We start from the raw sequence: 22,567 nt of genomic DNA on the forward strand, positions 1-22,567 counted from the left end.
TAACGTATGGTTCAGGCGGCGTAATATTGCATTCCCCACAGAATGAAGGCGTAACGCGCCGTTTTGCCGATAACCAGCATCAGCCCGCTTGTCCACGGATTCAACCGCAGCCAGCCGGCGGCAAGCGGCAGTGCGTCGCCGATGACGGGCAGCCAGGCAAACGCAAGCAGCCATACGCCGTAACGCTTCATTATCCTGATTGTTTTTTCAGACGGCATTTTTCGGGAAGGCAGCAAACGCCCCATCCAATAGGAAACCATACTGCCCAATCCGTTGGCAAGGCCGGCGCACAGCAACGCGCCGTATGCATGTTCGGAAAAGCGGTGGACGAATAGGGCAAAGGCGGCTTCCGATGTGCCGGGCAGGAGGGTGGCGGAAGTGAAGGCGGAAAAGGCGAGTGCGGCGTAGGCGGAAAAAACGGTCATGTACGGTTTGTGATAAATCAAAATGAGGATTGAAAAAATACAGCGTCGGCGTGCTTGTCGGGATAATAGCGGATGTTGTCCGGCAAGGATATGCCGACGGCTTGCAAATTTGTGAAATGTCAGTATGATTCACGCCGCCCTTGAAGAATGTCAATTTTTGCCGTCCGAACCGTGCAATGTATTCCAATAAAATGAAAGGCAAATCATGTCTGCGCAATCACAAAACAACCATACGTCCCCGTTGGTCGTCTTGACCACGCTGTTCTTCATGATGGGTTTTATTACCTGCATGAACGACATCCTTATCCCTCATTTGAAAGAAATTTTCGACCTGACTTACGTTCAGGCGATGCTGATTCAATTCTGTTTCTTTACCGCCTATGCGGTGATGTCGATTCCCATGGGTACGCTGGTGGGTAAAGTCGGCTATAAAAACGGCGTTGTCGGCGGCTTTCTGCTGACGGCGGCCGGATGCCTGCTGTTTTATCCTGCTGCGGGCAGCCATTCTTACGCGGTATTTTTGGGCGCGTTGTTTATTTTGGCTTCCGGCGTAACGCTGCTTCAGGTCGCCGGTAATCCTTATGTTACCCTGCTGGCGAAACCGGGTAAGGAATCGGCAACGCTGACGCTGGTTCAGGCGTTTAACTCTTTGGGTACGACCATTGCGCCTCAAATCGGCGCGTTCCTGATTCTGGCAGACGCAACCCAAACCGTCAGCAAGGCGGAACAGATTTCTTCCGTACAGATTCCCTATTTGGGACTGGCGGGGCTGTTGATTATCCTTGCCGTTTTCGTGAAAATGATCCGCCTGCCCGACGCGCAAAAAATTGCCGCCGAGGAAAGTGCGCATAACCACGACGGCAAAACCGGCGTATGGCAATACAAACATCTCGTGTTCGGTGCGGCAGGCATTTTCTGCTACGTCGGTGCGGAAGTCTCCATCGGTTCGCTGATGGTCAACGTATTGGGTTATCTGAAAGGGCTGAACCACGCCTCTGCCGCGCATTACCTGTCGTTCTATTGGGGCGGCGCGATGGTCGGACGTTTCCTCGGTTCGGCAGTAATGGCGAAATTCGCGCCCAACCGCTATCTGGCGTTTAACGCATCGGCTGCGGTCGTGCTGCTTGCCGTTGCGATGGCGACGGGCAGCGGCAATGCGGATGTGGCGATGTGGTCGCTGCTTGCCATCGGTTTTTTCAACTCAATTATGTTCCCGACGATTTTCTCTTTGGCAACCAAAGGGTTGGGCAAATTCACCAACGCGGCTTCCGGTGTGCTGTGTACCGCGATTGTCGGCGGTGCGGTCGTGCCGGTGATTCAAGGTTGGGCGGCGGATACTTACACCCTGATGTCTTCGTTTGTCGTTTCCGTTATCTGTTACCTGTATATCGTGTTTTTTGCGGTGTACGGATATAGGGCGGACAAATAATCTTTTTCTTGAGAAATGCCGTCTGAACACCTTTCAGACGGCATTTTTGCGTACCGGTGTTTGCGGCGTGTGTGCCGAGGTTTTAATATAGTGGATTAACAAAAACCAGTACAGCGTTGCCTCGCCTTAGCTCAAAGAGAACGATTCTCTAAGGTGCTGAAGCACCAAGTGAATCGGTTCCGTACTATTTGTACTGTCTGCGGCTTCGTCGCCTTGTCCTGATTTTTGTTAATCCACTATATTTCCCGCCATCCAAAAACGAAGAGCGGCAGGAATTTATCGGAAAAACAGCACCTCTCCGCCGTCATTCCCGCGAAAGCGGGAATCTAGGAACTCAAAGCTGCAAGAATTTATCAGAAACAACCGAGACTTAAAAAAACGGATTCCCGTCTGCGCGGGAATGACGGGACTTTAGGTTTTTGTTTTTCTGTTTTTGCGGGAATGACGAATTTATAGTGGATTAAATTTAATCCACTATACTTTAATCCATAAAAGTCTTATATGCCAACAAACAAAAAAATAAAAAATTATATTTCAAAAAAATTAATTTAAATTGAGAAAATTGCCGTTTTGTTTCTGCCCGGCTTTTGTAAAACGCTAAAATGCCGTCTGAAAACGTCGGGCGGATTCGGTATGGTGTGTTAGAATCCGTTAACTTTATATCAAATCGGGCAAAGAATCATGTTTGCTTTCAAATCCTTACTCGATATGCCGCGCGGTGAGGCACTTGCCGTCGTCGTCGCTCTGATTGCCGCGATGGGCTATACCATCATTTCATTGGAGTGGCTGCCGCATATGTCCATTATTGCCGCCATCGTCGTGCTGATTTTGTACGGCTTGGCGCGCGGTTTGAAATACAACGATATGCAGGCAGGGATGATAGGTGCGTTGAATCAGGGTATGGGCGCGATTTACCTGTTTTTCTTCATCGGGCTGATGGTCAGCGCGCTGATGATGAGCGGCGCGATTCCGACGCTGATGTATTACGGTTTCGGACTGATTTCCCCGACTTATTTTTATTTTTCCGCCTTCGCGCTGTGTTCCGTCATCGGCGTGTCCATCGGCAGCAGCCTGACCACCTGCGCTACGGTCGGCGTTGCCTTTATGGGGATGGCGGCGGCGTTTCATGCCGATATGGCGATGACGGCGGGCGCGATTGTTTCGGGCGCATTTTTTGGCGACAAAATGTCCCCGCTTTCGGATACGACGGGCATTTCCGCGTCCATCGTCGGCATCGACTTGTTTGAGCACATCAAAAATATGATGTACACCACTATCCCCGCATGGCTCATCAGCGCGGCACTGATGCTTTGGCTTTTGCCGAATGTCGCCGCATACGATATGGGCAGCGTCGAATCCTTCCGCAGCCAGCTTGAAGCTACGGGATTGGTGCACGGCTATTCGCTGATTCCGTTTGCACTGTTGGTCGTTTTGGCATTGATGCGCGTCAACGCCGTCGTCGCCATGCTCTTTACCGTCATTGCCGCCGTTGCGGTAACGTATCTGCACAGCACGCCCGATCTGCGTCAGCTCGGCGCGTGGTTTTACGGCGGCTACAAACTCGAAGGCGAAGCGTTTAAAGACATCGCCAAACTCATTTCGCGCGGCGGCTTGGAAAGTATGTTTTTCACGCAAACCATCGTGATTCTCGGGATGAGTTTGGGCGGGCTGCTGTTTGCGCTGGGCGCGATTCCTTCCTTGCTGGATGCCGTCCGCAGCTTTTTGACGAATGCCGGACGCGCGACGTTCAGCGTCGCCATGACTTCGGTTGGAGTGAACTTCCTGATTGGAGAGCAATATTTGAGTATTTTGTTGTCGGGTGAAACGTTCAAACCTGTTTACGATAAGCTCGGCCTGCATTCGCGCAACCTGTCGCGCACGCTCGAAGATGCGGGTACGGTTATCAACCCGCTCGTGCCGTGGAGCGTGTGCGGCGTATTTATCAGCCATGCGCTGGGTGTGCCGGTCTGGGAATATCTGCCTTATGCCTTTTTCTGTTATTTGAGCTTGGTGTTGACCCTGTTATTCGGTTGGACGGGGCTGACCTTGAGCAGGAAGTAGCCGGTTAGGGAAATGCCGTCTGAAACCGTATCGGGTTCAGACGGCATTTGTTTTATAGGGCAAACTTTATTTTACGCGTGTTGCCATCAGTGTATGCAGGCGGCGGTTGTCGGCGCGGGCGACGGTGAACTGCAAACCGCCGATAAGGACTTTTTCGCCGCGCACGGGCAGATGTCCCAACTCTTGAATGACCAGGCCGCCGATGGTATCGGCTTCTTCGCTGCTGTATTCCGTACCGAAAAAGGCGTTGATGTCTTCGATTTCGGTTGCGGCGTGGATGCGCCAGCGTTCGGAAGAAACGGCATGGATATTGTCGGCGCTGTCGTCTTCGTCAAACTCATCTTCGATTTCGCCGACGATTTGCTCGATGATGTCTTCAAAGGTGACCAAACCCGACGTGCCGCCGTATTCGTCGATGACAATCGCCATATGGTTGCGCTGTTCGCGGAACTCTTTTAAAAGGGCGGTCAAAGATTTGCCTTCGGGAACGAAAACGGCAGGGCGCAAGACGGATTTCAGGTGGAACTGCTCGGGGTTAAACATATATTTGAGCAGGTCTTTGGCGTGCAAAATGCCCAAAACTTCGTCTTTGTCTTCGCCGATGACGGGGAAACGCGAATGGGCGGTTTCGATGATGTAGGCGGTGATGCGCTCGATGCTGTCGTTTTCTTTCAATACGTTCATACGGCTGCGCGTAATCATGGCATCACGCACTTCTAGCTCGGCAAAGTCCAATACTTTTTCCAGCCGGGTCAGTGTGTCGGCATCAAAAACTTCCTGTTCGTGCGCTTGGCGCAACAGGGTCAATACGTCTTCGGCGGAGTCGGGCTCGCCGGCAAGTCGGGAGATCAGGCGTTCGAAAAACTTGGGTTTCGACTGCGTACCGTCCATTTTAATATTCGTCCTCTTGGTAGGGGTTGGGGAAGCCTGCCGCCAGCATCAGGCGGATTTCTTCGGCTTCCATTATTTCGGCTTCATCGTCTTCGATGTGGTCGTAGCCCATCAGGTGTAAAGTACCGTGTATGGTCAGGTGGGCAAAATGCTGCTCGGGTGTTTTGCCTTGTTCGGCGGCTTCTTTCAAAACCACTTGCGGGCAAATCACCAAATCGCCATACAGGCCGTCTGAAAACTGGTCGGGCAGGATTTCGCCTTCGTTGAGCGCGAAACTCAAGACATTGGTGGCGTAATCTTTGCCGCGGTAGTCGCGGTTGTAGGCGCGGGCTTCTTCTTCGTCCAGAAGAATCAGGCTGATGTCGGCGCGGCGGTATCCGTTTTTCAAGGCAGACCACGCCCAGCGGTAGAAATCGCGTTCGCTTGGAAGGTTGGCGGCGGAAGAGGCGTTTTCAAAGTTCAGATGAAAACGTTGCCGCTGTAAGGATAAAAAAGGATATTGTTTGGCGCGTTTCATGTTGTCCGAAAAATTTGGTTTTTGGGCGTAAATATAACATATTCACCCTCATGCCGTCTGAAGAAACGTTCAAAATATGATAGACTTCACGCCGTTTCCATTCTTTGAACGCATTGAACATGAACCCGAAAAAACTCGTTATTGCCAGTCGCGAAAGCCTGCTTGCCATGTGGCAGGCAAAACATATCCAAGGCCGTCTGAAAGCCCTGTATCCTGATTGCGAAGTCGAGATTTTGGGCATGACCACACGCGGCGACCAGATTTTGGACAGAACTTTGTCAAAAATCGGCGGTAAAGGCTTGTTTGTCAAAGAGTTGGAGCAGGCTTTGTATGACGGCCGGGCCGACTTAGCCGTGCATTCGATTAAAGACGTACCGATGGATTTGCCTGAAGGTTTCGCGCTTGCGGCCATCGGCGAACGCGCCAATCCGTTTGACGCGTTTGTGTCCAACCAATACGCGCGTTTGGAAGAAATGCCCAAAGGCGCGATCGTAGGCACATCCAGCCTGCGCCGCGAAGCCCAGTTGCGTGCGCGCTATCCGCATTTGCTTATCAAACCTTTGCGCGGCAATGTGCAAACCCGTTTGTCTAAACTCGATAACGGCGAATACGACGCAATTATCTTGGCTGCCGCCGGTTTGCAGCGTCTGGAATTGGATGAACGCATCCGCATGATTTTGTCGGAATCCGACAGCCTGCCTGCAGCCGGACAAGGCGCATTGGGTATTGAAATTGCAGCGCACCGCGAAGATTTGTACGAAGTCTTAAAGCCGTTAAACCACGATACCACACACGCCTGCGTTACGGCAGAACGCGCTTTGGCGCGCGCTTTGGGCGGAAGCTGCCAAGTGCCGCTGGCCGCGTATTGCACGGAAGAAAACGGCTTGCTGACCTTGCGCGGCTTGGTCGGTCATCCTGACGGTTCGATCATTTTGCAGGCGGACGCGCAAGCACCTGCCGAATACGCCGACGCGCTCGGACGCGCAGTCGCTAAGAAATTGGCGGACGACGGTGCGCAGGAATTGATTGGGGCAGTATTGAATACGGAAAATTGATTTTATCGAAAATTTATAGTGGATTAACAAAAACCAGTACGGCGTTGCCTCGCCTTGCCGTACTATCTGTACTGTCTGCGGCTTCGTCGCCTTGTCCTGATTTCTGTTAATCCACTATAAAGAAAATAATATAAGTTATTGTTTTTAATAATTAATTAATTGATTTGTTTCATCAGTTTTGCTCGCCTTATTTCGTCATTCCCGCGCAGGCGGGAATCCATTTTGCTCGGTTTCAGTTGTTTCTAATCAATTCTTACAGCATTGGGTTCCCGGATTCCCGCCTGCGCGGGAATGACGGCGGAAAGGTTTTTGTGGCTTCGGATAATACGGTGGCGTTCAAATTTTGAATTTGAGAATGATGATATTCGTATTTTTATTTGAGTTCATCATATTGGGTTGGTTTTATAGATGTTTTCAGCTTGTTTGAAATTGTTATAGTTTATTGTTTTTTAACAAAAAAACAGATGCCGTCTGAACTGGTTGAGGTTCAGACGGCATTTTCATATGGCTGCGCTTTTTACAGTACTTTTACAGTACTTTTACAGTACTTTTACAGTACTTTTACAGTACTTTTACGATGCTTTCGCACAGATAATCGATGTTGTCGTCGGTAATGCCGGCAACGTTGATGCGGCCGGAGCGGACGGCATAAATGGCAAACTCGTTTTTCAGGCGGTCGACTTGTTCGGGAGTCAGACCGCTGAAAGAGAACATGCCGTTTTGTTCGATAATGAAATCAAAGTCTTGGCTTGCACCTTTGGCTTTGAGCAACCCGACAAATTTTTGGCGCATGGCTTTGATGCGGCCGCGCATTTCATCGAGTTCGGCAATCCATTGGGCTTTCAAATCATCATTTTTCAACACCAGCGCAATAGTGTTCGCACCGTGTGAAGCCGGATTGGAATACAAGGTACGGATGATGGTTTTGACTTGGCTGTGGGCGCGGGCGGCGGTTGCTTCATCTTCGGCCACTAAAGTGAACGCGCCGACGCGCTCGTTGTACATACCGAAGTTTTTGGAATAAGAGCTGGCAATCAGCAATTCTGTATTGTGTTTCAAGAACACGCGCAAGCCGTAGGCATCTTCTTCCAGACCGTTGCCGAAGCCTTGGTAGGCAAAGTCAAACAGCGGCAGCCAGCCTTTTTCGGCAGAAAGTTTTGCCAACGTTTCCCATTGTTCGGGCGTAGGGTCGATGCCGGTAGGGTTGTGGCAGCAGCCGTGCAGCAGGACGATGTCGCCTTTTTGCGCTTGGTTCAAATCTTCAATCATACCGTCCCAATCCAAACCGTGTTTGGCGGCATCATAGTAGCGATAAGGTTGGTCTTGGATACCGACCGCCTTGGCGATGGCGTTGTGGTTTGGCCAAGTCGGATTGGAAATCCAGATGGTTTGCGCGTTCAACTGACGTTTGGCAAACTCGGCCGCAATACGCAATGCGCCTGTACCGCCGAGGCTTTGCGCTGTTTTGGCGCGGCGGCTGGCAATGATTTCGTGGTCTTTGCCGAACAGCAGGATTTGGGTTTGCTCGTTGTAGTCGGCAACGCCGTCGATGGTCAGGTAGTTTTTGGTGGTTTCGCTTTCCAACAGGCGTTTTTCAGCCTCTTTGACGGCTTTGACAATGGGTGTCGCGCCGGATGCGTCTTTATAAACGCCGATGCCGAGGTTGACTTTTTCGGGGCGGGTTTCGGCTTTGAATGCTTCGCCCAAACCGAGAATCGGATCGGCGGGGGCGGCTTCGATATGGTTGAAGAACATGGCTTGCTCCTTGATGGGGACGGAAGGTCATTCGGGTTTGCCGATTTTACGCTGTTTTACACGGGCTGGAAACAGACGCAATCACGCCTGCCCGATATGGGTGAAGGTTTCCCAGTTTGACCGTATGTGTTCTGCAAGCAGGGGCAGGTCTTGTTCGGCGGCTTCGTAGTATGCGCCGTCCCATTCTTCAAAGTCGGGGAACTGTTTGCGCAGGGATTCGATGTCTGCGCCTCCGTCGGCAAGCGTTTCGATGGTTTCGCCGTGTTGTTCGTAGAGGGCTTTGGCTTTGTCCAAGACTTTCGGCACGGCTTTGATTTTCCAGCGGCGCAGGCTGTCGGCAAGCGGGTTGCGGAAAATGTATTCTCCGTAGCCGGATGCGATAAGCTGCACGAAGCCGCCTTCTTCGACTTGGCTGTCGAGGTAGCAGAATGCGGTCAGCGTGTGCTGGTCGTCGGACAGGCAGGAGAGGGATTCGTCGCCGGTTTGGGCGGTGTGTTCGAGGTAGGCGGAAACGAGGGTGTAGAGCAGAACGGATGGTTCTTGTTGGCGGATGTCTTCCGGAAGGGTAAGCGCAGTCATGGTATGCCGTCTGAAAAGTGGGGATTATAGCGGATTGCGGCTTTGCGCCGAAAATATCCTTTAGCCTGCCGATGGCGTAAAATGGGCGCACGTCAACCACGCAAAGGAAAATCAAATGGACAATCTGAATCCGCAGGAAATTTCCGTGTTGCCGGAAAATCTGCCGCTGTATTGCTCGGGACCGGACAACGAGCAGTGGAACGGACATCCGAGGGTGTTTTTGCCTTTGGGCGAAGGAGAGTCGGGCAGCGTTGCCTGCCCGTATTGCGGCACGCGCTACCGCCTTGACGGAAAGATGCCGCATCATCATTACGCCTGAATGCAAACGGCGGAAAAATGCCGTCTGAAGCCTTTTCCGGTTTCAGACGGCATTTGTTTGGTGGGGTGGGCTGTTCCGGCACCGAGATTCTGCCCGACGCACCGCCCAGACGGGGAACGGCGGTTTCCGTTCCCCGCGTGCTGCCGCTATGGATGGCGGCGTTTCGCCTAGAGGAAGAAAATCATTGCCACGACGACGGCAATCACGCCGTAAATCGCCATCGGGATAACGGTTTTCTTGATAATCGCACCTTCGGAATTTTTCACGTCCAATACGGTACATACGGCGATGATGTTGTTGAGGCACACCATATTGCCCATCGCGCCGCCGACGGATTGCAACGCCAGAATCAGGGTAACGGACAGGCCGGTATCCAGTGCGATTTGCTGCTGAATCGGGCCGAAAGTCAGGTTGGACACGGTGTTGGAACCGGAGAAGAACGCGCCGATCGCGCCCAGATACGGCGAGAAATAAACCCAGTGTTCGCCCGCCATTGCGGCAAATTCCTTACCGATGATTTTCACCATCGAATTGTCGCCGCCGACCAGCATCAGCTGAACCATAATCAGCGCGCCCATCAGGGCAAGCAGCGGTTTTTTGGTTTGATTGAAGGTTACGGCATAAATCGTCCAAGCATCTTTGAATTTGGTCTTATACAGCAGGATGCAGATCCAAACGGTAAAGACAAACGGAATCCAAGCCGGGACGTACAGCGTTTGGTAAGATGCGCTGACATCTTGTCCGAAAATATTGCCGAAGGTAATCGTCAGGGAGTCGCTGACGGTAATTTTGGACAAATCAAACGGCAGTTGGAAGCTGAACCATTCTTCTTTGCTGGTCAAAATGCCTTTGATGCCGATCTGTTTGATGCGCGTAACCACCAGCATACCGATCAGCATACCCAAAGGGGCGAGTGCTTTGGCGACTTGGGCGAACGGCACTTTTTCGGCATTCGGGTCTTTGGCGTGGTCTTTGCTCAAGCCCCAGCCTTTATTAGCTGCAAATACGGAAAACATCAGACCGATTGCGCCGGCAACCAAAGAAGGAAATTCTTCGTTGACCATTGCCAATGCGACATAGGGAAGGGTACAGGAGAAAACGGCAATGGCGACGAAGCCTAAGTTTTTGCGGATTTCAGACCAAGGTACGATAAAACTCAAGCCGATAACGGGGATGACGAAACCTGCGAAGAAGTGCATCACGCCGGTCTGCCTGCCGATGGCGAGTATGTCTTCGGCACTCAGGTTCAGCGGTGCAAAACCGAACCAAGTCGGCGTACCGACCGCACCGAAAGAGACGGGGACGGAGTTCATCACCAAAGTGAAAATCGCTACTTTCAACGGATTGAAGCCCAAGCTCATCAGAATCGGCGCGGCAATCGCGGCAGGTGTACCGAAGCCGGACGCGCCTTCAATCATAAAGGCAAACGACCAGCCGATAATCATCAGTTGCGCTACGGGGTTCGGGCTGATGGTCGCCAACCATTTGCGGATGACATCGATGCAGCCCGTGGTTTCCATCATACGGTTGAACATAATCGCGCCGAAAATCACGGTAATCGGCGTGAGCGTTTTGACGAGGCCGGAAGCGGCGGTGGCGTTGAGCAGCATTCCCGCATCGCCGAAGTAGAAAAGTTTGATGGCGTAAATCAGCACTGCGGTAATCGGCAGCGCGACGTAGGAAGGCATACTGTTTTTTTTCACCATCAGCCAAATCAGCAGGACGATGGGGAATATGCTGAGGAAAAGTGCCATAACGAATCCTTTTTAGGCATTTGCATCATAAGGCGCGTCGAGGTTTGGAAAGACGTTCAAATCCCGCACACCCGATATTTTGGTTAAAAGATAAATTGGTAAGACCAATTATTATGCGTTTGCACACTTTACGTAATCTTATGTAATCGGTCAAGCATTTTATCGATAATGGCTATTAATGCGGGTTAAGGATGGTGATGATGCGGCGGAGGGAGTGTGGGAAAGGGGCGTGTAAAAAAAGCCGCCCGAAAGGCTTCAGACGGCATTTTCAGCATTTTTCCAGCGGCACGAATACCGCGCCGTCCCCGTCCACACGCAGAATCGAGGCATAACTGCCGTGCCAGTCGCCCAAAACGATGCGGGTAAAGCCGTTTTCGTGATGGATATGCTCGCGGTGGGTGTGCCCGTGTATCAGCCTTTCCGCACCGAAGGCGCGAACCTGCCGCGCGGTAAAGGCGGCATTGACATCCATAATATCGGCGGGCTTGACCTGTTTTTCCATTTTGCTGACACGCCTGATTTTGGCGGCAAGGCGTGTGCGCCACTTCAGAGGCAGCATCAGGAACAGTTTTTGCAGCCGCTTCCGATGCACGATTTTGCGGAAACGTTGGTATGCCCTGTCGTCGGTGCATAATGTGTCTCCGTGGCAGATGAGGGTTTTGCAGCCGAACAAGTCCAAAACCGAGTAATCCGGCAGCAGCGTCATGCCCGCACGCCGGCAAAAATCCTGACCGATCAGGAAGTCGCGGTTACCCCTGACAAAGAACACGGCAACGCCTTTGTCGGACAATTTCCTGATTTCCCGCGCAATCGAAGTATTCAACTCGGAAACTTCGTCATCGCCCACCCAGAAATCAAACAAATCGCCCAAAATATAAACCGCCCGCGCCTGCCCGGCGGCGGAAGAACGTAAAAAACGCAGCAGCAGCGCGGTCAGTTTGGGGTGCTTTTCGCTCAAATGCAGGTCGGAGATGAAATAGGCGGGTTTCATAGGCAGGTTTCCAAATCGGGCGGATGTCGTAGCGGATTATAACGCGCCCGGCGGCGGGGCAATACGGCAAATGCCGCGCCAAGCATCGGGCATTGGCGGAACCGGGGTTCGGGCGCGTTAAAAATGCCGTCTGAAGGCTTCAGACGGCATCGCGGGCGTAGGATGCGGTAAGGTTTTGCCGGAAAGATATGGGGTGGTGCGGCGAGATTTCCGTTAAAATACGCTTCTTTTTTATTTTTTCCGACCATTATGCGCCTGACCCACATCAAACTCTCCGGCTTCAAATCTTTTACCGACCCGACCACGATTTATGTGCCGGGGCAGCTTGTCGCGGTTATCGGGCCCAACGGCTGCGGCAAGTCGAATGTGATTGACGCGGTGCGCTGGGTATTGGGCGAGGCTTCGGCGAAGCAGCTTCGCGGCGAGAGTATGCAGGACGTGATTTTTAACGGTGCGGCAACGCGCCGTCCTGCGCCAAGAGCTTCGGTGGAGCTGGTGTTTGACAACAGCGACCACAGTTTGCAGGGAGCGTGGGGGCAGTATGCCGAAGTGAGCATCAAGCGGCAGCTGACTCGTCAGGGCGAATCGACTTATTTCATCAACAATCAGACCGTGCGCCGCCGCGACATTACCGATTTGTTCTTGGGTACGGGCGTGGGCGCGCGCGGTTATGCCGTTATCGAGCAGGGGATGATTTCGCGCATCATCGAAGCGCGGCCGGAGGAGTTGCGTGCCTATATCGAGGAGGCGGCGGGCGTGTCCAAATATAAGGAACGCCGCAAGGAGACGGAAGGCCGTCTGAAAGACACGCGCGAGCATTTGCAGCGTTTGGGCGATTTGCAGAACGAGTTGGCGCGTCAGGTGGAAAAGCTGGAAAAACAGGCAGAAACTGCCGAACGCTACAAATCCCTGACCGCGCAGTTGAACCGGCAACAGGATTTGCTCGATTACGCCCAATGGCAGCAATCGCTTGCCGCCGCCGACAAGGCGACCGCGCAGCATCAGTCTTTGCAGGCGCAGCAGGACGAAACCGCCGCGCAGGTTCAGGCGTTAAACGACGAAGTACACGCCTTGCAAGCCGCTGAACAGTCGCAGCAACAGGCGGTGCACGAATTGAGCAACAAACGCGGCGTGTTGCGCGAGCAGATTGCCCGTTTGGAAGAGCAAATCCGCCATCAGCAAAACCTGCACCAACGCATCGAACGCGACAAACAGGCGGCGCAGGCGCAGATGCAGCGCATCCATCAGGAGCAGCAGCAAATCCGCGTACAGCTTGAAGAAAACGAGTTGCAGGCCGAAGAAAAGCAAACCGAGTTGGCGGAATGGGCGATGCAGGTTGCCGAACACGAAGAGCGTCTGCCCGAATTGGAAGAAGCCCAAGCCACGCTCAACGCCGCCTTCCAAACCCGGCAGGACGAGGCAAACCGTATCCGCCGCGAACTGGCGTTGAAGCAGCAGCAGCTTGCCCATGCCGAACAAACCGTTGCCAAGCACGAAGAGCGCAAAGGTCGTCTGAAACAGGAAAACCAAGCCTTAAACCTGCCCGACGAAGCCGAAACCGCCGCCGCGCAGGAAGCCGCCGCCTTGTTGCAAAACCGGCAAGAGCATTACGAAGAACAAATCATTGCCGCCGAAGAAGCCTTACACGCCGCCCGCCAGGCGTTTCAGACGGCCTCAGACCGCTTCCAAAGCCTGAAACAGCAACACATCACCTTGCAGGCGCAGCAGCAGGCGTTGTCGCAAATCCTGTCGCAACAGCAGGAAGCCGCCGACTTCTGGCAGGCAACCGACCACGCCGCCGCGCCGCAACTGTGGCAACATATCACCGCGCCCGCCGAGTGGCAACACGCCTTGTCCGTCATCCTTGCCGAACGCCTGCACGCCCGCGCCGTGCCGTCTGGCTTCGTGCCGCCCGCGCCGTTGCCGCAGGGGCAGGCGGCATGGCTTTCAGACGACCTCTCCGGCGGCATCAAAAAATCCCTGCCCGTACAGGCATTGCTGAACCAAATCCAAGCTCAGCCGCCGTTTCAGACGGCATTGCACCACTGGCTCGACGGCGTATTGTGCGCGCCCGATTTGAGCTACGCCCTCGCGCATCAAAGTGATTTGGGCGCACACCAAATCTGGCTCACGCCCGAAGGCCATCAGGTCGATAAAGTCAGCGTCCTGCTCTATGCCAAACCCGCGCAGGAAAGCCTGATTGCCCAAAAAGCGCGCCTCGACGGCATCGCTTCCGAACTGGAAAACCTCGCCCCCGAACTTTTCGCCGCCGAAGCCGCGTTCAAACAGGCGGAAGCCGCCGTGCGCTCGTCTGAGACGCAACACAAAAACCTGATGCAGCAGCAACAGCAGCACACGCGCCAATACAGCCAGGCGCAGCAACACGCCGCCGAACTTCTGGCGCGCACCAACCAAGGGCAAATCCGCCGCGAACACATCGAGCGCGAACTGGCGCAGTTGGCGGAAGAGCAGACCGTGTTGCAACACACGTCCGACGGGCTTTCAGACGACATCGCCATTTTGCAGGAAGCCGCCGCCGAACTCGAACACCAGCAGCAAACCGCCGCGCACAGCCGCCAAGAGCAGCAAGGCCGTCTGAAACAGGCGCAGCTTGCCCTGTTGGAAGCCAACCGCCAATACGGGCTGGCCGAAGTCGCCGTTCACAAGCTCAACCAGCAAAAACAAAACTACCGGCAGCAAATCGCCCGGCTCGAACAGCAAACCCTAGACTGGCAGGAACGCCAGCAAGAGCTTGCCCTTGCCTATGAAACCGAGTTCCAAAACGACGAGCAGCACATCAAGCTCGACGAGCTGACCGAAGCCGTACACACGCTGGACGAAGAATACATCGCCGTGCAGGAAAAACTCGCGCAGATTCAGGAACAGGGCAGGGAGCAATACGCCCGCGTACAAACCCTGCAAACCAAGCTGCCGCAGCTTCAGGCCGCTACCCAAACCGCCCTATTGCAGCAGCAGGAAGCCCTGATCAACGCCAAACGCTACCATCAAAACCTGACCGAACGCGCCGCCGATTTGGACGCGCTCGAAGCGTTGGCAAAAGAATCGCCGAAAGTATTGAACAGCAGCATCGGCAGCCTTTCGCAACAAATCGAAGCACTCGGCGCGGTCAACCTCGCCGCCCTGCAAGAACTCGAAGAAGCGCGCGAACGCGACGGCTACTACCGCAGCCAGAGCGAAGACGTGCAGGCAGCCATTACCCTTTTGGAAGAAGCCATCGCCCAAATCGACGATAAAACCAAAGCGCGTTTCAAAGAGACCTTCGACGCCGTCAACGGCAAAGTCCAAACCTTCTTCCCGACCCTGTTCGGCGGCGGCGAAGCCACCCTCAAAATGATAGGCGACGACCTTCTGACCGCCGGCGTGTCCATCATGGCGCGCCCGCCCGGCAAGAAAAACAGCACCATCCACCTCCTCTCCGGCGGCGAAAAAGCCCTCACCGCGATGAGCCTCGTGTTCGCCCTGTTCAGCCTCAACCCCGCTCCGTTCTGCCTTCTGGACGAAGTCGATGCCCCGTTGGACGACGCCAACACCTCGCGTTTCTGCAACCTGGTCAAAGAAATGTCGGCGCAAACCCAGTTCCTCTACATCTCCCACAACCGCCTGACCATGGAAATGGCAGAGCAGCTCGTCGGCGTAACGATGCAGGAAAAAGGCGTATCGCGCGTCGTCGCCGTGGACATCAAGCAGGCATTGGAAATGGCAGAATCTGCCTGAACGACGAGTACGGATGTCAAAAATGCCGTCTGAACAGCGTTCAGACGGCATTTTGATGTGTACCGCCACGTCAAATCAGTGACGATGGCCGCAGCCGCATTCTTTTTTCATATCGATCACCATACGGCCGGTGATTTTGCCTTCGCGCATTTCTTGGAAAATGGCGGGTGCTTCATCCAAAGCACGCAGTTGGACTTTCGGCACAACCAAACCTTCCGCGCCGAATTGGAAGGCTTCTTCCAAATCTTTGCGCGTGCCGACCAAAGAGCCGACCACTTCGATGCCGTCCAAAACCAAACGCGGGATAGACAAATCCATCGATTCCGGCGGCAGTCCGACGGCAACCACACGTCCGCCAGCACGGACGCAATCCACGGCAGAGTTGAATGCGGCGGCAGATACGGCGGTTACGACCGCAGCGTGCGCGCCGCCGGTTTTTTCCTGAATCACTTTGGCAGCGTCTTCTTTGGCGGCGTTGACAACCAAATCCGCGCCGGTTTCTTTGGCAAACGCCAGTTTTTCATCGTTGATGTCGATGGCGGCAACGTGCGCGCCGAACACTTTTTTCGCGTATTGGACACCCAAGTTGCCCAAACCGCCCGCGCCGTAGATGGCAATCCACTGTCCCGGACGCACGCCGGACACTTTCACGGCTTTGTAGCAGGTAACGCCGGCGCAGGTAATGCTGGACGCTTGGGCGGGGTCGAGTCCGTCGGGGACTTTGACGGCGTAGTCCGCATTGACGATGCAGTGGGTCGCCATACCGCCGTCGGCGGTGTAGCCCGCGTTCAATACGGAACGGCACAGGGTTTCGCGGCCGGTGTTGCAGTATTCGCACGAGCCGCAGCTTTGGAACAGCCAGGCGATGCTGACGCGGTCGCCGACTTTCAGATTTTTCACACCGTCGGCAACTTCTTTAACCAAACCGATGCCTTCGTGTCCCAACACGCGGCCCGGTTTTTCGCCGTAGTCGCCTGCCGCAACGTGCAGGTCGGTGTGGCACACGCCGCAATATTCGACTTCCACCAACGCCTCGCCGTATTCCAACGGGCGAACCTCGCGTTCGACTACTTCCACATCGCCCGCTACATTTTTATTCACAACAACTGCCTGCATTTTCATGATTGCGCTCCTTAGTTACGGTAAAAAAACCTGTAAACGGAATGTTGTCCGATATAAGGGTAAGCATACGCTTCCGCATCTTGCGGGTCAAATAGTATGTTGTTGAAAAATATGGGTTATATGTTATACTATAACGGCTTGGAAAGGCGCAGCATCCGGACGGTTGCCGGATAAGGGGCGGCAGGTTTTCAGTTTGAAAAAACCGGACGGGAAACCCGCAAAAATGCCGTCTGAACACAGCTTCAGACGGCATTTTTACGGGTTTGCGGGTTCGGCGGAGGATCAGTCGAAGTCCGGGCAGGATTGTCCGTTGCCGGCGGCGGAAAGTGTGCCGCCGTCGTTGAGCGTGACGATGCAGGTTTCGCCTTCGTTGGTCGTCGGATCGGGGACGGCCTGAAGGGTGAAGTGGTCGGGGTTGACTTTGCTTAAGGTAATGTTGAAATATTTGTTTTGTTTCAGTTTTTTTGGGTCGTAGTTGTCAAACGTCCCTTTTTGGCGGTAGTAACGCTCCAAGTTTTGCGCGTTCATCAGCAGGGTGGATTTGACTTCCGACAGGCGGATGCGCCGGGTGTAGGCTTTATAAGAAGGGTAGGCGATGAGCGTCAGGATGCTGAGGATGGCGACGGCAATCAGCAGCTCGAGCAGCGTGAAGCCTTTTTGAACGTTTTTCATAGCAATGTGTTTCCATTTGTTTATCGGTCGGCGGCATTATAACGCCGTATCGGAAATGGCGGAATATGTAAACAGATTGAAATTTTAGGGAAAGCAGATTGTATAAGCCATTTAAAACAAATGGTTATTTTTATTGTCGGCAGTTTGCCTCCTTGGATGGGGCAGGGACTTGCGGTAGAATCCGCTTCCGATTTATGGGATTGGCGCATACAGAGAATTGAAAATATGGCAAAAATGATGAAATGGGCGGCTGTTGCGGCAGTCGCGGCGGCAGCGGTTTGGGGCGGATGGTCTTATCTGAAGCCCGAGCCGCAGGTTTCTTATATTACGGAAACGGTCAGGCGTGGCGACATCAGCCGGACGGTTTCTGCGACAGGTGAGATTTCGCCGTCGAATCTGGTATCGGTCGGCGCGCAGGCATCGGGGCAGATTAAGAAACTTTATGTCCGGCTCGGGCAACAGGTCAAAAAGGGCGATTTGATTGCGGAAATCAATTCGACCTCGCAGACCAACACGCTCAATATGGAAAAATCCAAATTGGAAACGTATCAGGCGAAGCTGGTGTCGGCACAGATTGCATTGGGCAGCGCGGAGAAGAAATACAAACGCCAGGTGGCGTTATGGAAGGATGATGCGACCTCTAAAGAAGATTTGGAAAGCGCGCAGGATGCGCTTGCCGCCGCCAAAGCCAATGTTGCCGAGCTGAAGGCTCTAATCAGACAGAGCAAAATTTCCATCAATACCGCCGAGTCGGAATTGGGCTACACGCGCATTACCGCGACGATGGACGGCACGGTGGTGGCGATTCCCGTGGAAGAAGGGCAGACTGTGAACGCGGCGCAGTCCGCACCGACGATTATCCAGCTTGCCAATTTGGATATGATGTTGAACAAAATGCAGATTGCCGAGGGCGATATTACCAAGGTGAAGGCGGGGCAGGATATTTCGTTTACGATTTTGTCCGAACCGGATACGCCGATTAAGGCGAAGCTCGACAGCGTCGACCCCGGGCTGACCACGATGTCGTCGGGCGGCTACAACAGCAGTACGGATACGGCTTCCAATGCGGTCTATTATTATGCCCGTTCGTTTGTGCCCAATCCGGACGGCAAACTCGCCACGGGGATGACGACGCAGAATACGGTTGAAATCGACGGTGTGAAAAATGTGCTGATTATTCCGTCACTGACCGTGAAAAATCGCGGCGGCAAGGCGTTCGTACGCGTGTTGGGTGCAGACGGCAAAGCAGTGGAACGCGAAATCCGGACCGGTATGAAAGACAGTATGAATACCGAAGTGAAAAGCGGTTTGAAAGAGGGGGACAAAGTGGTTATCTCCGAAATGACCGCCGCCGAGCAACAGGAAAGCAGCGAACGCGTCATGGGCGGACCGCCGCGCTGATAAACGAATATGCCGTCTGAACACGGAAACGGTTTCAGACGGCATTTATCATACTGATTGACGGAACATTATGAGCTTGATCGAATGTAAAAACATCAACCGCTATTTCGGCAGCGGCGAGAACCGCGTCCATATTTTGAAAGACATCAGCCTGTCGATAGAGAAGGGCGATTTTGTCGCCATCATCGGGCAGTCTGGTTCGGGCAAGTCCACGCTGATGAACATACTCGGCTGTTTGGATACCGCCGGTTCCGGTTCGTACCGAATCGACGGCATCGAAACTGCCAAAATGCAGCCTGACGAACTGGCGGCATTGCGCCGCGAACGCTTCGGTTTCATCTTCCAACGCTACAACCTCTTAAGCTCGCTGACCGCAAGGGACAACGTCGCGCTGCCAGCCGTGTATATGGGTATGGGCGGCAAAGAGCGTTCCGCGCGGGCGGACAAACTCTTGCAGGATTTGGGTTTGGCAAGCAAAGAGGGCAACAAGCCCGGCGAACTCTCGGGCGGACAGCAGCAGCGCGTCTCCATCGCCCGCGCCCTGATGAACGGCGGCGAAATCATTTTCGCCGACGAGCCGACCGGCGCACTCGATACCGCCAGCGGCAAAAACGTGATGGAAATCATCCGCAGGCTGCACGAAGCGGGGCATACCGTCATTATGGTCACGCACGACCCCGGCATCGCCGCCAACGCCAACCGCGTCATCGAAATCCGGGACGGCGAAATCATTTCCGACACCTCGAAAAATCCCGAAATCCCCACAAGCAAGGTCGGGAGGATTCAGGAAAAAGCCTCGTGGTCGTTTTATTACGACCAGTTTGTCGAAGCCTTCAGAATGTCGGTGCAAGCAGTATTGGCGCACAAAATGCGTTCGCTGCTGACCATGCTCGGCATCATCATCGGTATCGCTTCGGTTGTCTCCGTCGTTGCATTGGGCAACGGTTCGCAGAAAAAAATCCTTGAAGACATCAGTTCGATGGGGACGAACACCATCAGCATCTTCCCCGGGCGCGGCTTCGGCGACAGGCGCAGCGGCAAAATCAAAACCCTGACCATAGACGACGCAAAAATCATCGCCAAACAAAGCTACGTTGCTTCCGCCACGCCCATGACTTCGAGCGGCGGCACGCTGACCTACCGCAATACCGACCTGACCGCCTCGCTTTACGGCGTGGGCGAACAATATTTCGACGTGCGCGGGCTGAAGCTGGAAACGGGGCGGCTGTTTGATGAGAACGATGTGAAAGAAGACGCGCAAGTCGTCGTCATCGACCAAAATGTCAAAGACAAACTCTTTGCGGACTCGGATCCGTTGGGTAAAACCATTTTGTTCAGGAAACGCCCCTTGACCGTCATCGGCGTGATGAAAAAAGACGAAAACGCTTTCGGCAATTCCGACGTGCTGATGCTTTGGTCGCCCTATACGACAGTGATGCACCAAATCACAGGCGAGAGCCACACCAACTCCATCACCGTCAAAATCAAAGACAATGCCAATACCCAGGTTGCCGAAAAAGGGTTGACCGAGCTGCTCAAAGCGCGGCACGGCACGGAAGATTTCTTTATGAACAACAGCGACAGCATCAGGCAGATGGTCGAAAGCACCACCGGCACGATGAAGCTGCTGATTTCCTCCATTGCCCTGATTTCATTGGTAGTCGGCGGCATCGGCGTAATGAACATTATGCTGGTGTCCGTTACCGAGCGCACCAAAGAAATCGGCATACGGATGGCAATCGGCGCGCGGCGCGGCAATATTTTGCAGCAGTTTTTGATTGAGGCGGTGTTAATCTGCGTCATCGGCGGTTTGGCGGGCGTGGGTTTGTCCGCCGCCGTCAGCCTCGTGTTCAATCATTTTGTAACCGACTTCCCGATGGACATTTCCGCCATGTCCGTCATCGGCGCGGTCGCCTGTTCGACCGGAATCGGCATCGCGTTCGGCTTTATGCCCGCCAATAAGGCAGCCAAACTCAATCCGATAGACGCATTGGCGCAGGATTGAGGTTGGCACAAAGATGCCGTCTGAAGCTGCCGCGACAGGCTTCAGACGGCATTTGAAAAAGGCTTGGAACACGGTTCCAAGCCTTTTGTTTTGCGGATGGGTTATTGATTTTTGCGGATGATTTCCTCCAGTTGGGGCATCGGGCTGTAACCGCTTTGGGTGCGCCCGTTGGGGAAGACGAGGGTCGGCGTGCCGTTGAATCCGAACTGTTCGCCCAAGGAAGTGGTTTCCGCGACGGGGTTGTCGCAGATGCCGCCGCCGGCAGGGAATTTGCCTTTACGCATCCATTCCGTCCACACTTTGGCGCGGTCGGGCTGGCACCATAAGATTTGCGCCTTGCGTGCGGCATCGGGGTGCAGGCCGGCAATGGGCATCATAAAGCTGTAAACCGTCACGTCGGTCATTTTTTCAAACTCGTGTTCCAAGCGTTTGCAGAACGGACAATCGGGGTCGGAGAAGACGGCGACTTTCAGCTTGCCGTTGCCGCGTACTTCTTTGATGGCTTTGTCCAAAGGCAGGGAAGCGAAGTCGATTTTGTTCAAATCTGCCATACGTTGTTCGGTGAGGTTTTTCCGGTTGTTGATGTCAAGAAGTTCGCCGGAAAATAGATAATCGGCGTTTGCATCGGTGTAGATAATCTGCCTTCCGCTGATGACGACTTCGTAAATGCCTCTGACCGGTGTTTCGCTGACGCTGATGACTTTCAGGTCTTGGGATTCGTAAATTTTTTCGAGGCGTGCTTTCAAGGCTTCGCCGACTTTTCCTTGTATGGGGGCGGCGGACTCGGCTTTGACGGCGGGTTCGGCGTTGGCGTTGGAAACGGGCGTTTGCCCGCAGGCCAGCAGCGGGAGGACGGTAAAGGGGGTTAAGATTTTGATTAACTTGGTTTTCATATCAGATGATTGCGCGTGTTGGAAAAGAGGGCATTGTATCAAACCTCTGTTGCGCCTGCATTGCGCCGAGGCTCAATTTATCGTCTGAAAATAGCTTCCGGCTGTTAAAATACGCAAAAAATGATTTGCTTGTTTGTATGATTTACCACCGCATCGCCGTAAACATATGGCTGGGCGGACTTTAGTGCCGCTTGAGGTCGTCTGAAAGATTTGCTGCGGGCAACTGAAAGATTTTACCGATACTTTGAGAAAAATGATGAACCAACAAGAATACGCTGAATATCTGTTTAAGCTGCTGGGCGAAGAGCCGCAGGCAGCAGATAAATATAATGGCTGGGAAGATTATTTCTACGGTTTGTTTCAAGGTTTTATGCCCGACGGAGAAGGCGTGGCTGCGGTGTTTGAACCTTTGGAAAAGGGACAGGAATTGCTGGCGCGCATTATGCCTGTGTATCAAAACACTGCCGAACACAACCAAGAAATCCTCGACGGCGGCTATATTCCCGGCTATTTCTGCCCGCCTGCGCAAGATGAGGCAGAAGTGAGACAGACGGGTGAGCGTTTGTTGGAAGGGTTGCGCGAATTTGCCCGCTTTGTTGAAGACGAAGAGCTGATTGCAGCCTTGGCAGCGATTAAACAGATACGTTTTGGCGAGCCTGCGGAAGAGTTTGACGATACTCGGGATTTGTTTGGAGAAGCATTTGATGAATGGCGGATTAGTAATACAGATGACAACAGCCCCGAACAAGTGTTGGACGAAGCCTATTATTCTATAAATTGCGATTATTACCTGTCCGCCTATCTGCAATATCCGCTTTACCGCACCAAGCCCGACAGCGATTTTCTCCGTCCTTATTTCGATTTGTGGAAACAGGGTTACGGCTTTACTTTAGATAAGGACTGTTTGTATTTGTGCAAATAACTTTCGTCTCTTCAGACGGTCTCAAACCATTTTTCCGACCA

At 53.5% G+C, this 22,567-nt stretch carries 19 protein-coding genes; 8 read left to right on the forward strand and 11 right to left on the reverse strand.

What is annotated here, in order from left to right:
- Positions 1-11: 11 nt before the first annotated feature.
- Complete coding sequence (locus Q9J79_RS02070; protein ID WP_301912401.1) at positions 12-425, reverse strand: YqaA family protein; 414 nt, start codon at positions 423-425, stop codon at positions 12-14.
- A 205-nt stretch (positions 426-630) separates the two neighbouring features.
- Between Q9J79_RS02070 and Q9J79_RS02075 the strand changes: the two genes are divergently transcribed.
- Both Q9J79_RS02075 and nhaC read left to right on the forward strand, forming a co-directional pair.
- Positions 631-1,854, forward strand: coding sequence for a sugar MFS transporter (locus Q9J79_RS02075; RefSeq protein WP_301912402.1), 1,224 nt, complete (start codon positions 631-633; stop codon positions 1,852-1,854).
- Positions 1,855-2,535: 681 nt separating this feature from the next.
- Positions 2,536-3,915: a Na+/H+ antiporter NhaC gene (gene nhaC, locus Q9J79_RS02080; protein WP_301912403.1), complete on the forward strand. Its 1,380-nt coding sequence runs from the start codon at positions 2,536-2,538 to the stop codon at positions 3,913-3,915.
- Positions 3,916-3,981: 66 nt separating this feature from the next.
- Here the strand turns inward: nhaC and Q9J79_RS02085 are convergent, their stop codons facing one another.
- Complete coding sequence (locus Q9J79_RS02085) at positions 3,982-4,806, reverse strand: CorC family transporter (RefSeq protein WP_301912404.1); 825 nt, start codon at positions 4,804-4,806, stop codon at positions 3,982-3,984.
- A gap of 1 nt (position 4,807) precedes the next feature.
- On the reverse strand, positions 4,808-5,323 hold the full coding sequence (ybeY, locus tag Q9J79_RS02090; RefSeq protein WP_301912405.1) for an rRNA maturation RNase YbeY: 516 nt from the start codon (positions 5,321-5,323) through the stop codon (positions 4,808-4,810).
- Between the two features lie 119 nt (positions 5,324-5,442).
- Here ybeY and hemC point away from each other — a divergent pair, with 119 nt between their 5' ends.
- Entirely contained in the window at positions 5,443-6,378 is a 936-nt protein-coding gene (gene hemC / locus Q9J79_RS02095) for a hydroxymethylbilane synthase (RefSeq protein ID WP_301912406.1), read from the forward strand.
- 561 nt (positions 6,379-6,939) lie between these two features.
- Here the strand turns inward: hemC and Q9J79_RS02100 are convergent.
- Positions 6,940-8,133 carry an amino acid aminotransferase gene (locus tag Q9J79_RS02100; protein ID WP_301912407.1) on the reverse strand — a complete coding sequence of 398 codons (1,194 nt, stop codon included), beginning with the start codon at positions 8,131-8,133 and terminating at the stop codon, positions 6,940-6,942.
- An 81-nt stretch (positions 8,134-8,214) separates the two neighbouring features.
- Positions 8,215-8,712, reverse strand: a complete 498-nt coding sequence (locus tag Q9J79_RS02105; RefSeq protein WP_301912408.1) for a DNA-mimic protein DMP19 — start codon at positions 8,710-8,712, stop codon at positions 8,215-8,217.
- Between the two features lie 115 nt (positions 8,713-8,827).
- Here Q9J79_RS02105 and Q9J79_RS02110 point away from each other — a divergent pair, with 115 nt between their 5' ends.
- Positions 8,828-9,031 carry a zinc-finger domain-containing protein gene (locus Q9J79_RS02110; protein ID WP_002241191.1) on the forward strand — a complete coding sequence of 68 codons (204 nt, stop codon included), beginning with the start codon at positions 8,828-8,830 and terminating at the stop codon, positions 9,029-9,031.
- Between the two features lie 167 nt (positions 9,032-9,198).
- Here the strand turns inward: Q9J79_RS02110 and Q9J79_RS02115 are convergent, their stop codons facing one another.
- The 3 genes from Q9J79_RS02115 to Q9J79_RS02125 all read right to left on the reverse strand — a co-directional run bounded on the left by Q9J79_RS02115 (position 9,199) and on the right by Q9J79_RS02125 (position 12,042).
- Positions 9,199-10,785 carry an L-lactate permease gene (locus tag Q9J79_RS02115; protein WP_107863359.1) on the reverse strand — a complete coding sequence of 529 codons (1,587 nt, stop codon included), beginning with the start codon at positions 10,783-10,785 and terminating at the stop codon, positions 9,199-9,201.
- Positions 10,786-11,053: 268 nt separating this feature from the next.
- Entirely contained in the window at positions 11,054-11,776 is a 723-nt protein-coding gene (gene lpxH / locus Q9J79_RS02120) for a UDP-2,3-diacylglucosamine diphosphatase (protein WP_301912409.1), read from the reverse strand.
- The gene (locus Q9J79_RS02125) at positions 11,773-12,042 is read right to left on the reverse strand and encodes a hypothetical protein (protein WP_301912410.1); all 270 of its coding nucleotides are present in this window, start codon (positions 12,040-12,042) and stop codon (positions 11,773-11,775) included. The genes lpxH and Q9J79_RS02125 overlap by 4 nt, the downstream gene beginning before the upstream one ends.
- On the opposite strand from Q9J79_RS02125, the gene smc reads away from it, so the two are divergent.
- Positions 12,026-15,511, forward strand: coding sequence for a chromosome segregation protein SMC (gene smc / locus Q9J79_RS02130; protein WP_301912412.1), 3,486 nt, complete (start codon positions 12,026-12,028; stop codon positions 15,509-15,511). The two genes, Q9J79_RS02125 and smc, sit on opposite strands and share 17 nt — an antisense overlap.
- Positions 15,512-15,586: 75 nt before the next feature.
- Here smc and adhP read toward each other — a convergent pair whose 3' ends face one another.
- Together adhP and Q9J79_RS02140 are read right to left on the reverse strand one after the other, a co-directional pair.
- Positions 15,587-16,633 carry an alcohol dehydrogenase AdhP gene (gene adhP / locus Q9J79_RS02135; RefSeq protein ID WP_301912413.1) on the reverse strand — a complete coding sequence of 349 codons (1,047 nt, stop codon included), beginning with the start codon at positions 16,631-16,633 and terminating at the stop codon, positions 15,587-15,589.
- 282 nt (positions 16,634-16,915) lie between these two features.
- Positions 16,916-17,305, reverse strand: coding sequence for a type IV pilin protein (locus Q9J79_RS02140; protein WP_301912414.1), 390 nt, complete (start codon positions 17,303-17,305; stop codon positions 16,916-16,918).
- A gap of 225 nt (positions 17,306-17,530) precedes the next feature.
- Here Q9J79_RS02140 and Q9J79_RS02145 point away from each other — a divergent pair, with 225 nt between their 5' ends.
- A complete protein-coding gene (locus Q9J79_RS02145; protein ID WP_301912415.1) occupies positions 17,531-18,706 on the forward strand; it encodes a MacA family efflux pump subunit in 1,176 nt (391 codons plus the stop codon).
- A gap of 70 nt (positions 18,707-18,776) precedes the next feature.
- The gene (locus Q9J79_RS02150) at positions 18,777-20,711 is read left to right on the forward strand and encodes a MacB family efflux pump subunit (RefSeq protein ID WP_301912416.1); all 1,935 of its coding nucleotides are present in this window, start codon (positions 18,777-18,779) and stop codon (positions 20,709-20,711) included.
- Positions 20,712-20,812: 101 nt separating this feature from the next.
- Here the strand turns inward: Q9J79_RS02150 and Q9J79_RS02155 are convergent, their stop codons facing one another.
- The gene (locus Q9J79_RS02155; RefSeq protein ID WP_301912417.1) at positions 20,813-21,604 is read right to left on the reverse strand and encodes a DsbC family protein; all 792 of its coding nucleotides are present in this window, start codon (positions 21,602-21,604) and stop codon (positions 20,813-20,815) included.
- Positions 21,605-21,860: 256 nt separating this feature from the next.
- Here Q9J79_RS02155 and Q9J79_RS02160 point away from each other — a divergent pair, with 256 nt between their 5' ends.
- Entirely contained in the window at positions 21,861-22,526 is a 666-nt protein-coding gene (locus Q9J79_RS02160; protein WP_308446935.1) for a hypothetical protein, read from the forward strand.
- The last annotated feature ends 41 nt before the right edge of the window (positions 22,527-22,567 follow it).

Origin of the sequence: Neisseria viridiae (genome assembly GCF_962747995.1) — a bacterium.
GTDB classification, from domain to species: Bacteria; Pseudomonadota; Gammaproteobacteria; order Burkholderiales; family Neisseriaceae; genus Neisseria; species Neisseria viridiae.

What these genes read in the sequence shown, in the direction of transcription:
- Q9J79_RS02070 (WP_301912401.1), bottom strand. Translation starts at nt 425, where the DNA reads ATGACCGTTTTTTCCGCCTACGCCGCACTCGCCTTTTCCGCCTTCACT.
- Q9J79_RS02100 (WP_301912407.1), bottom strand. Translation starts at nt 8,133, where the DNA reads ATGTTCTTCAACCATATCGAAGCCGCCCCCGCCGATCCGATTCTCGGT.
- Q9J79_RS02140 (WP_301912414.1), bottom strand. Translation starts at nt 17,305, where the DNA reads ATGAAAAACGTTCAAAAAGGCTTCACGCTGCTCGAGCTGCTGATTGCC.
- adhP (WP_301912413.1), bottom strand. Translation starts at nt 16,633, where the DNA reads ATGAAAATGCAGGCAGTTGTTGTGAATAAAAATGTAGCGGGCGATGTG.
- Q9J79_RS02075 (WP_301912402.1), top strand. Translation starts at nt 631, where the DNA reads ATGTCTGCGCAATCACAAAACAACCATACGTCCCCGTTGGTCGTCTTG.
- hemC (WP_301912406.1), top strand. Translation starts at nt 5,443, where the DNA reads ATGAACCCGAAAAAACTCGTTATTGCCAGTCGCGAAAGCCTGCTTGCC.
- Q9J79_RS02125 (WP_301912410.1), bottom strand. Translation starts at nt 12,042, where the DNA reads ATGTGGGTCAGGCGCATAATGGTCGGAAAAAATAAAAAAGAAGCGTAT.
- Q9J79_RS02155 (WP_301912417.1), bottom strand. Translation starts at nt 21,604, where the DNA reads ATGAAAACCAAGTTAATCAAAATCTTAACCCCCTTTACCGTCCTCCCG.
- Q9J79_RS02110 (WP_002241191.1), top strand. Translation starts at nt 8,828, where the DNA reads ATGGACAATCTGAATCCGCAGGAAATTTCCGTGTTGCCGGAAAATCTG.
- Q9J79_RS02115 (WP_107863359.1), bottom strand. Translation starts at nt 10,785, where the DNA reads ATGGCACTTTTCCTCAGCATATTCCCCATCGTCCTGCTGATTTGGCTG.
- Q9J79_RS02145 (WP_301912415.1), top strand. Translation starts at nt 17,531, where the DNA reads ATGGCAAAAATGATGAAATGGGCGGCTGTTGCGGCAGTCGCGGCGGCA.
- smc (WP_301912412.1), top strand. Translation starts at nt 12,026, where the DNA reads ATGCGCCTGACCCACATCAAACTCTCCGGCTTCAAATCTTTTACCGAC.
- Q9J79_RS02085 (WP_301912404.1), bottom strand. Translation starts at nt 4,806, where the DNA reads ATGGACGGTACGCAGTCGAAACCCAAGTTTTTCGAACGCCTGATCTCC.
- ybeY (WP_301912405.1), bottom strand. Translation starts at nt 5,323, where the DNA reads ATGAAACGCGCCAAACAATATCCTTTTTTATCCTTACAGCGGCAACGT.
- lpxH (WP_301912409.1), bottom strand. Translation starts at nt 11,776, where the DNA reads ATGAAACCCGCCTATTTCATCTCCGACCTGCATTTGAGCGAAAAGCAC.
- nhaC (WP_301912403.1), top strand. Translation starts at nt 2,536, where the DNA reads ATGTTTGCTTTCAAATCCTTACTCGATATGCCGCGCGGTGAGGCACTT.
- Q9J79_RS02150 (WP_301912416.1), top strand. Translation starts at nt 18,777, where the DNA reads ATGAGCTTGATCGAATGTAAAAACATCAACCGCTATTTCGGCAGCGGC.
- Q9J79_RS02160 (WP_308446935.1), top strand. Translation starts at nt 21,861, where the DNA reads ATGAACCAACAAGAATACGCTGAATATCTGTTTAAGCTGCTGGGCGAA.
- Q9J79_RS02105 (WP_301912408.1), bottom strand. Translation starts at nt 8,712, where the DNA reads ATGACTGCGCTTACCCTTCCGGAAGACATCCGCCAACAAGAACCATCC.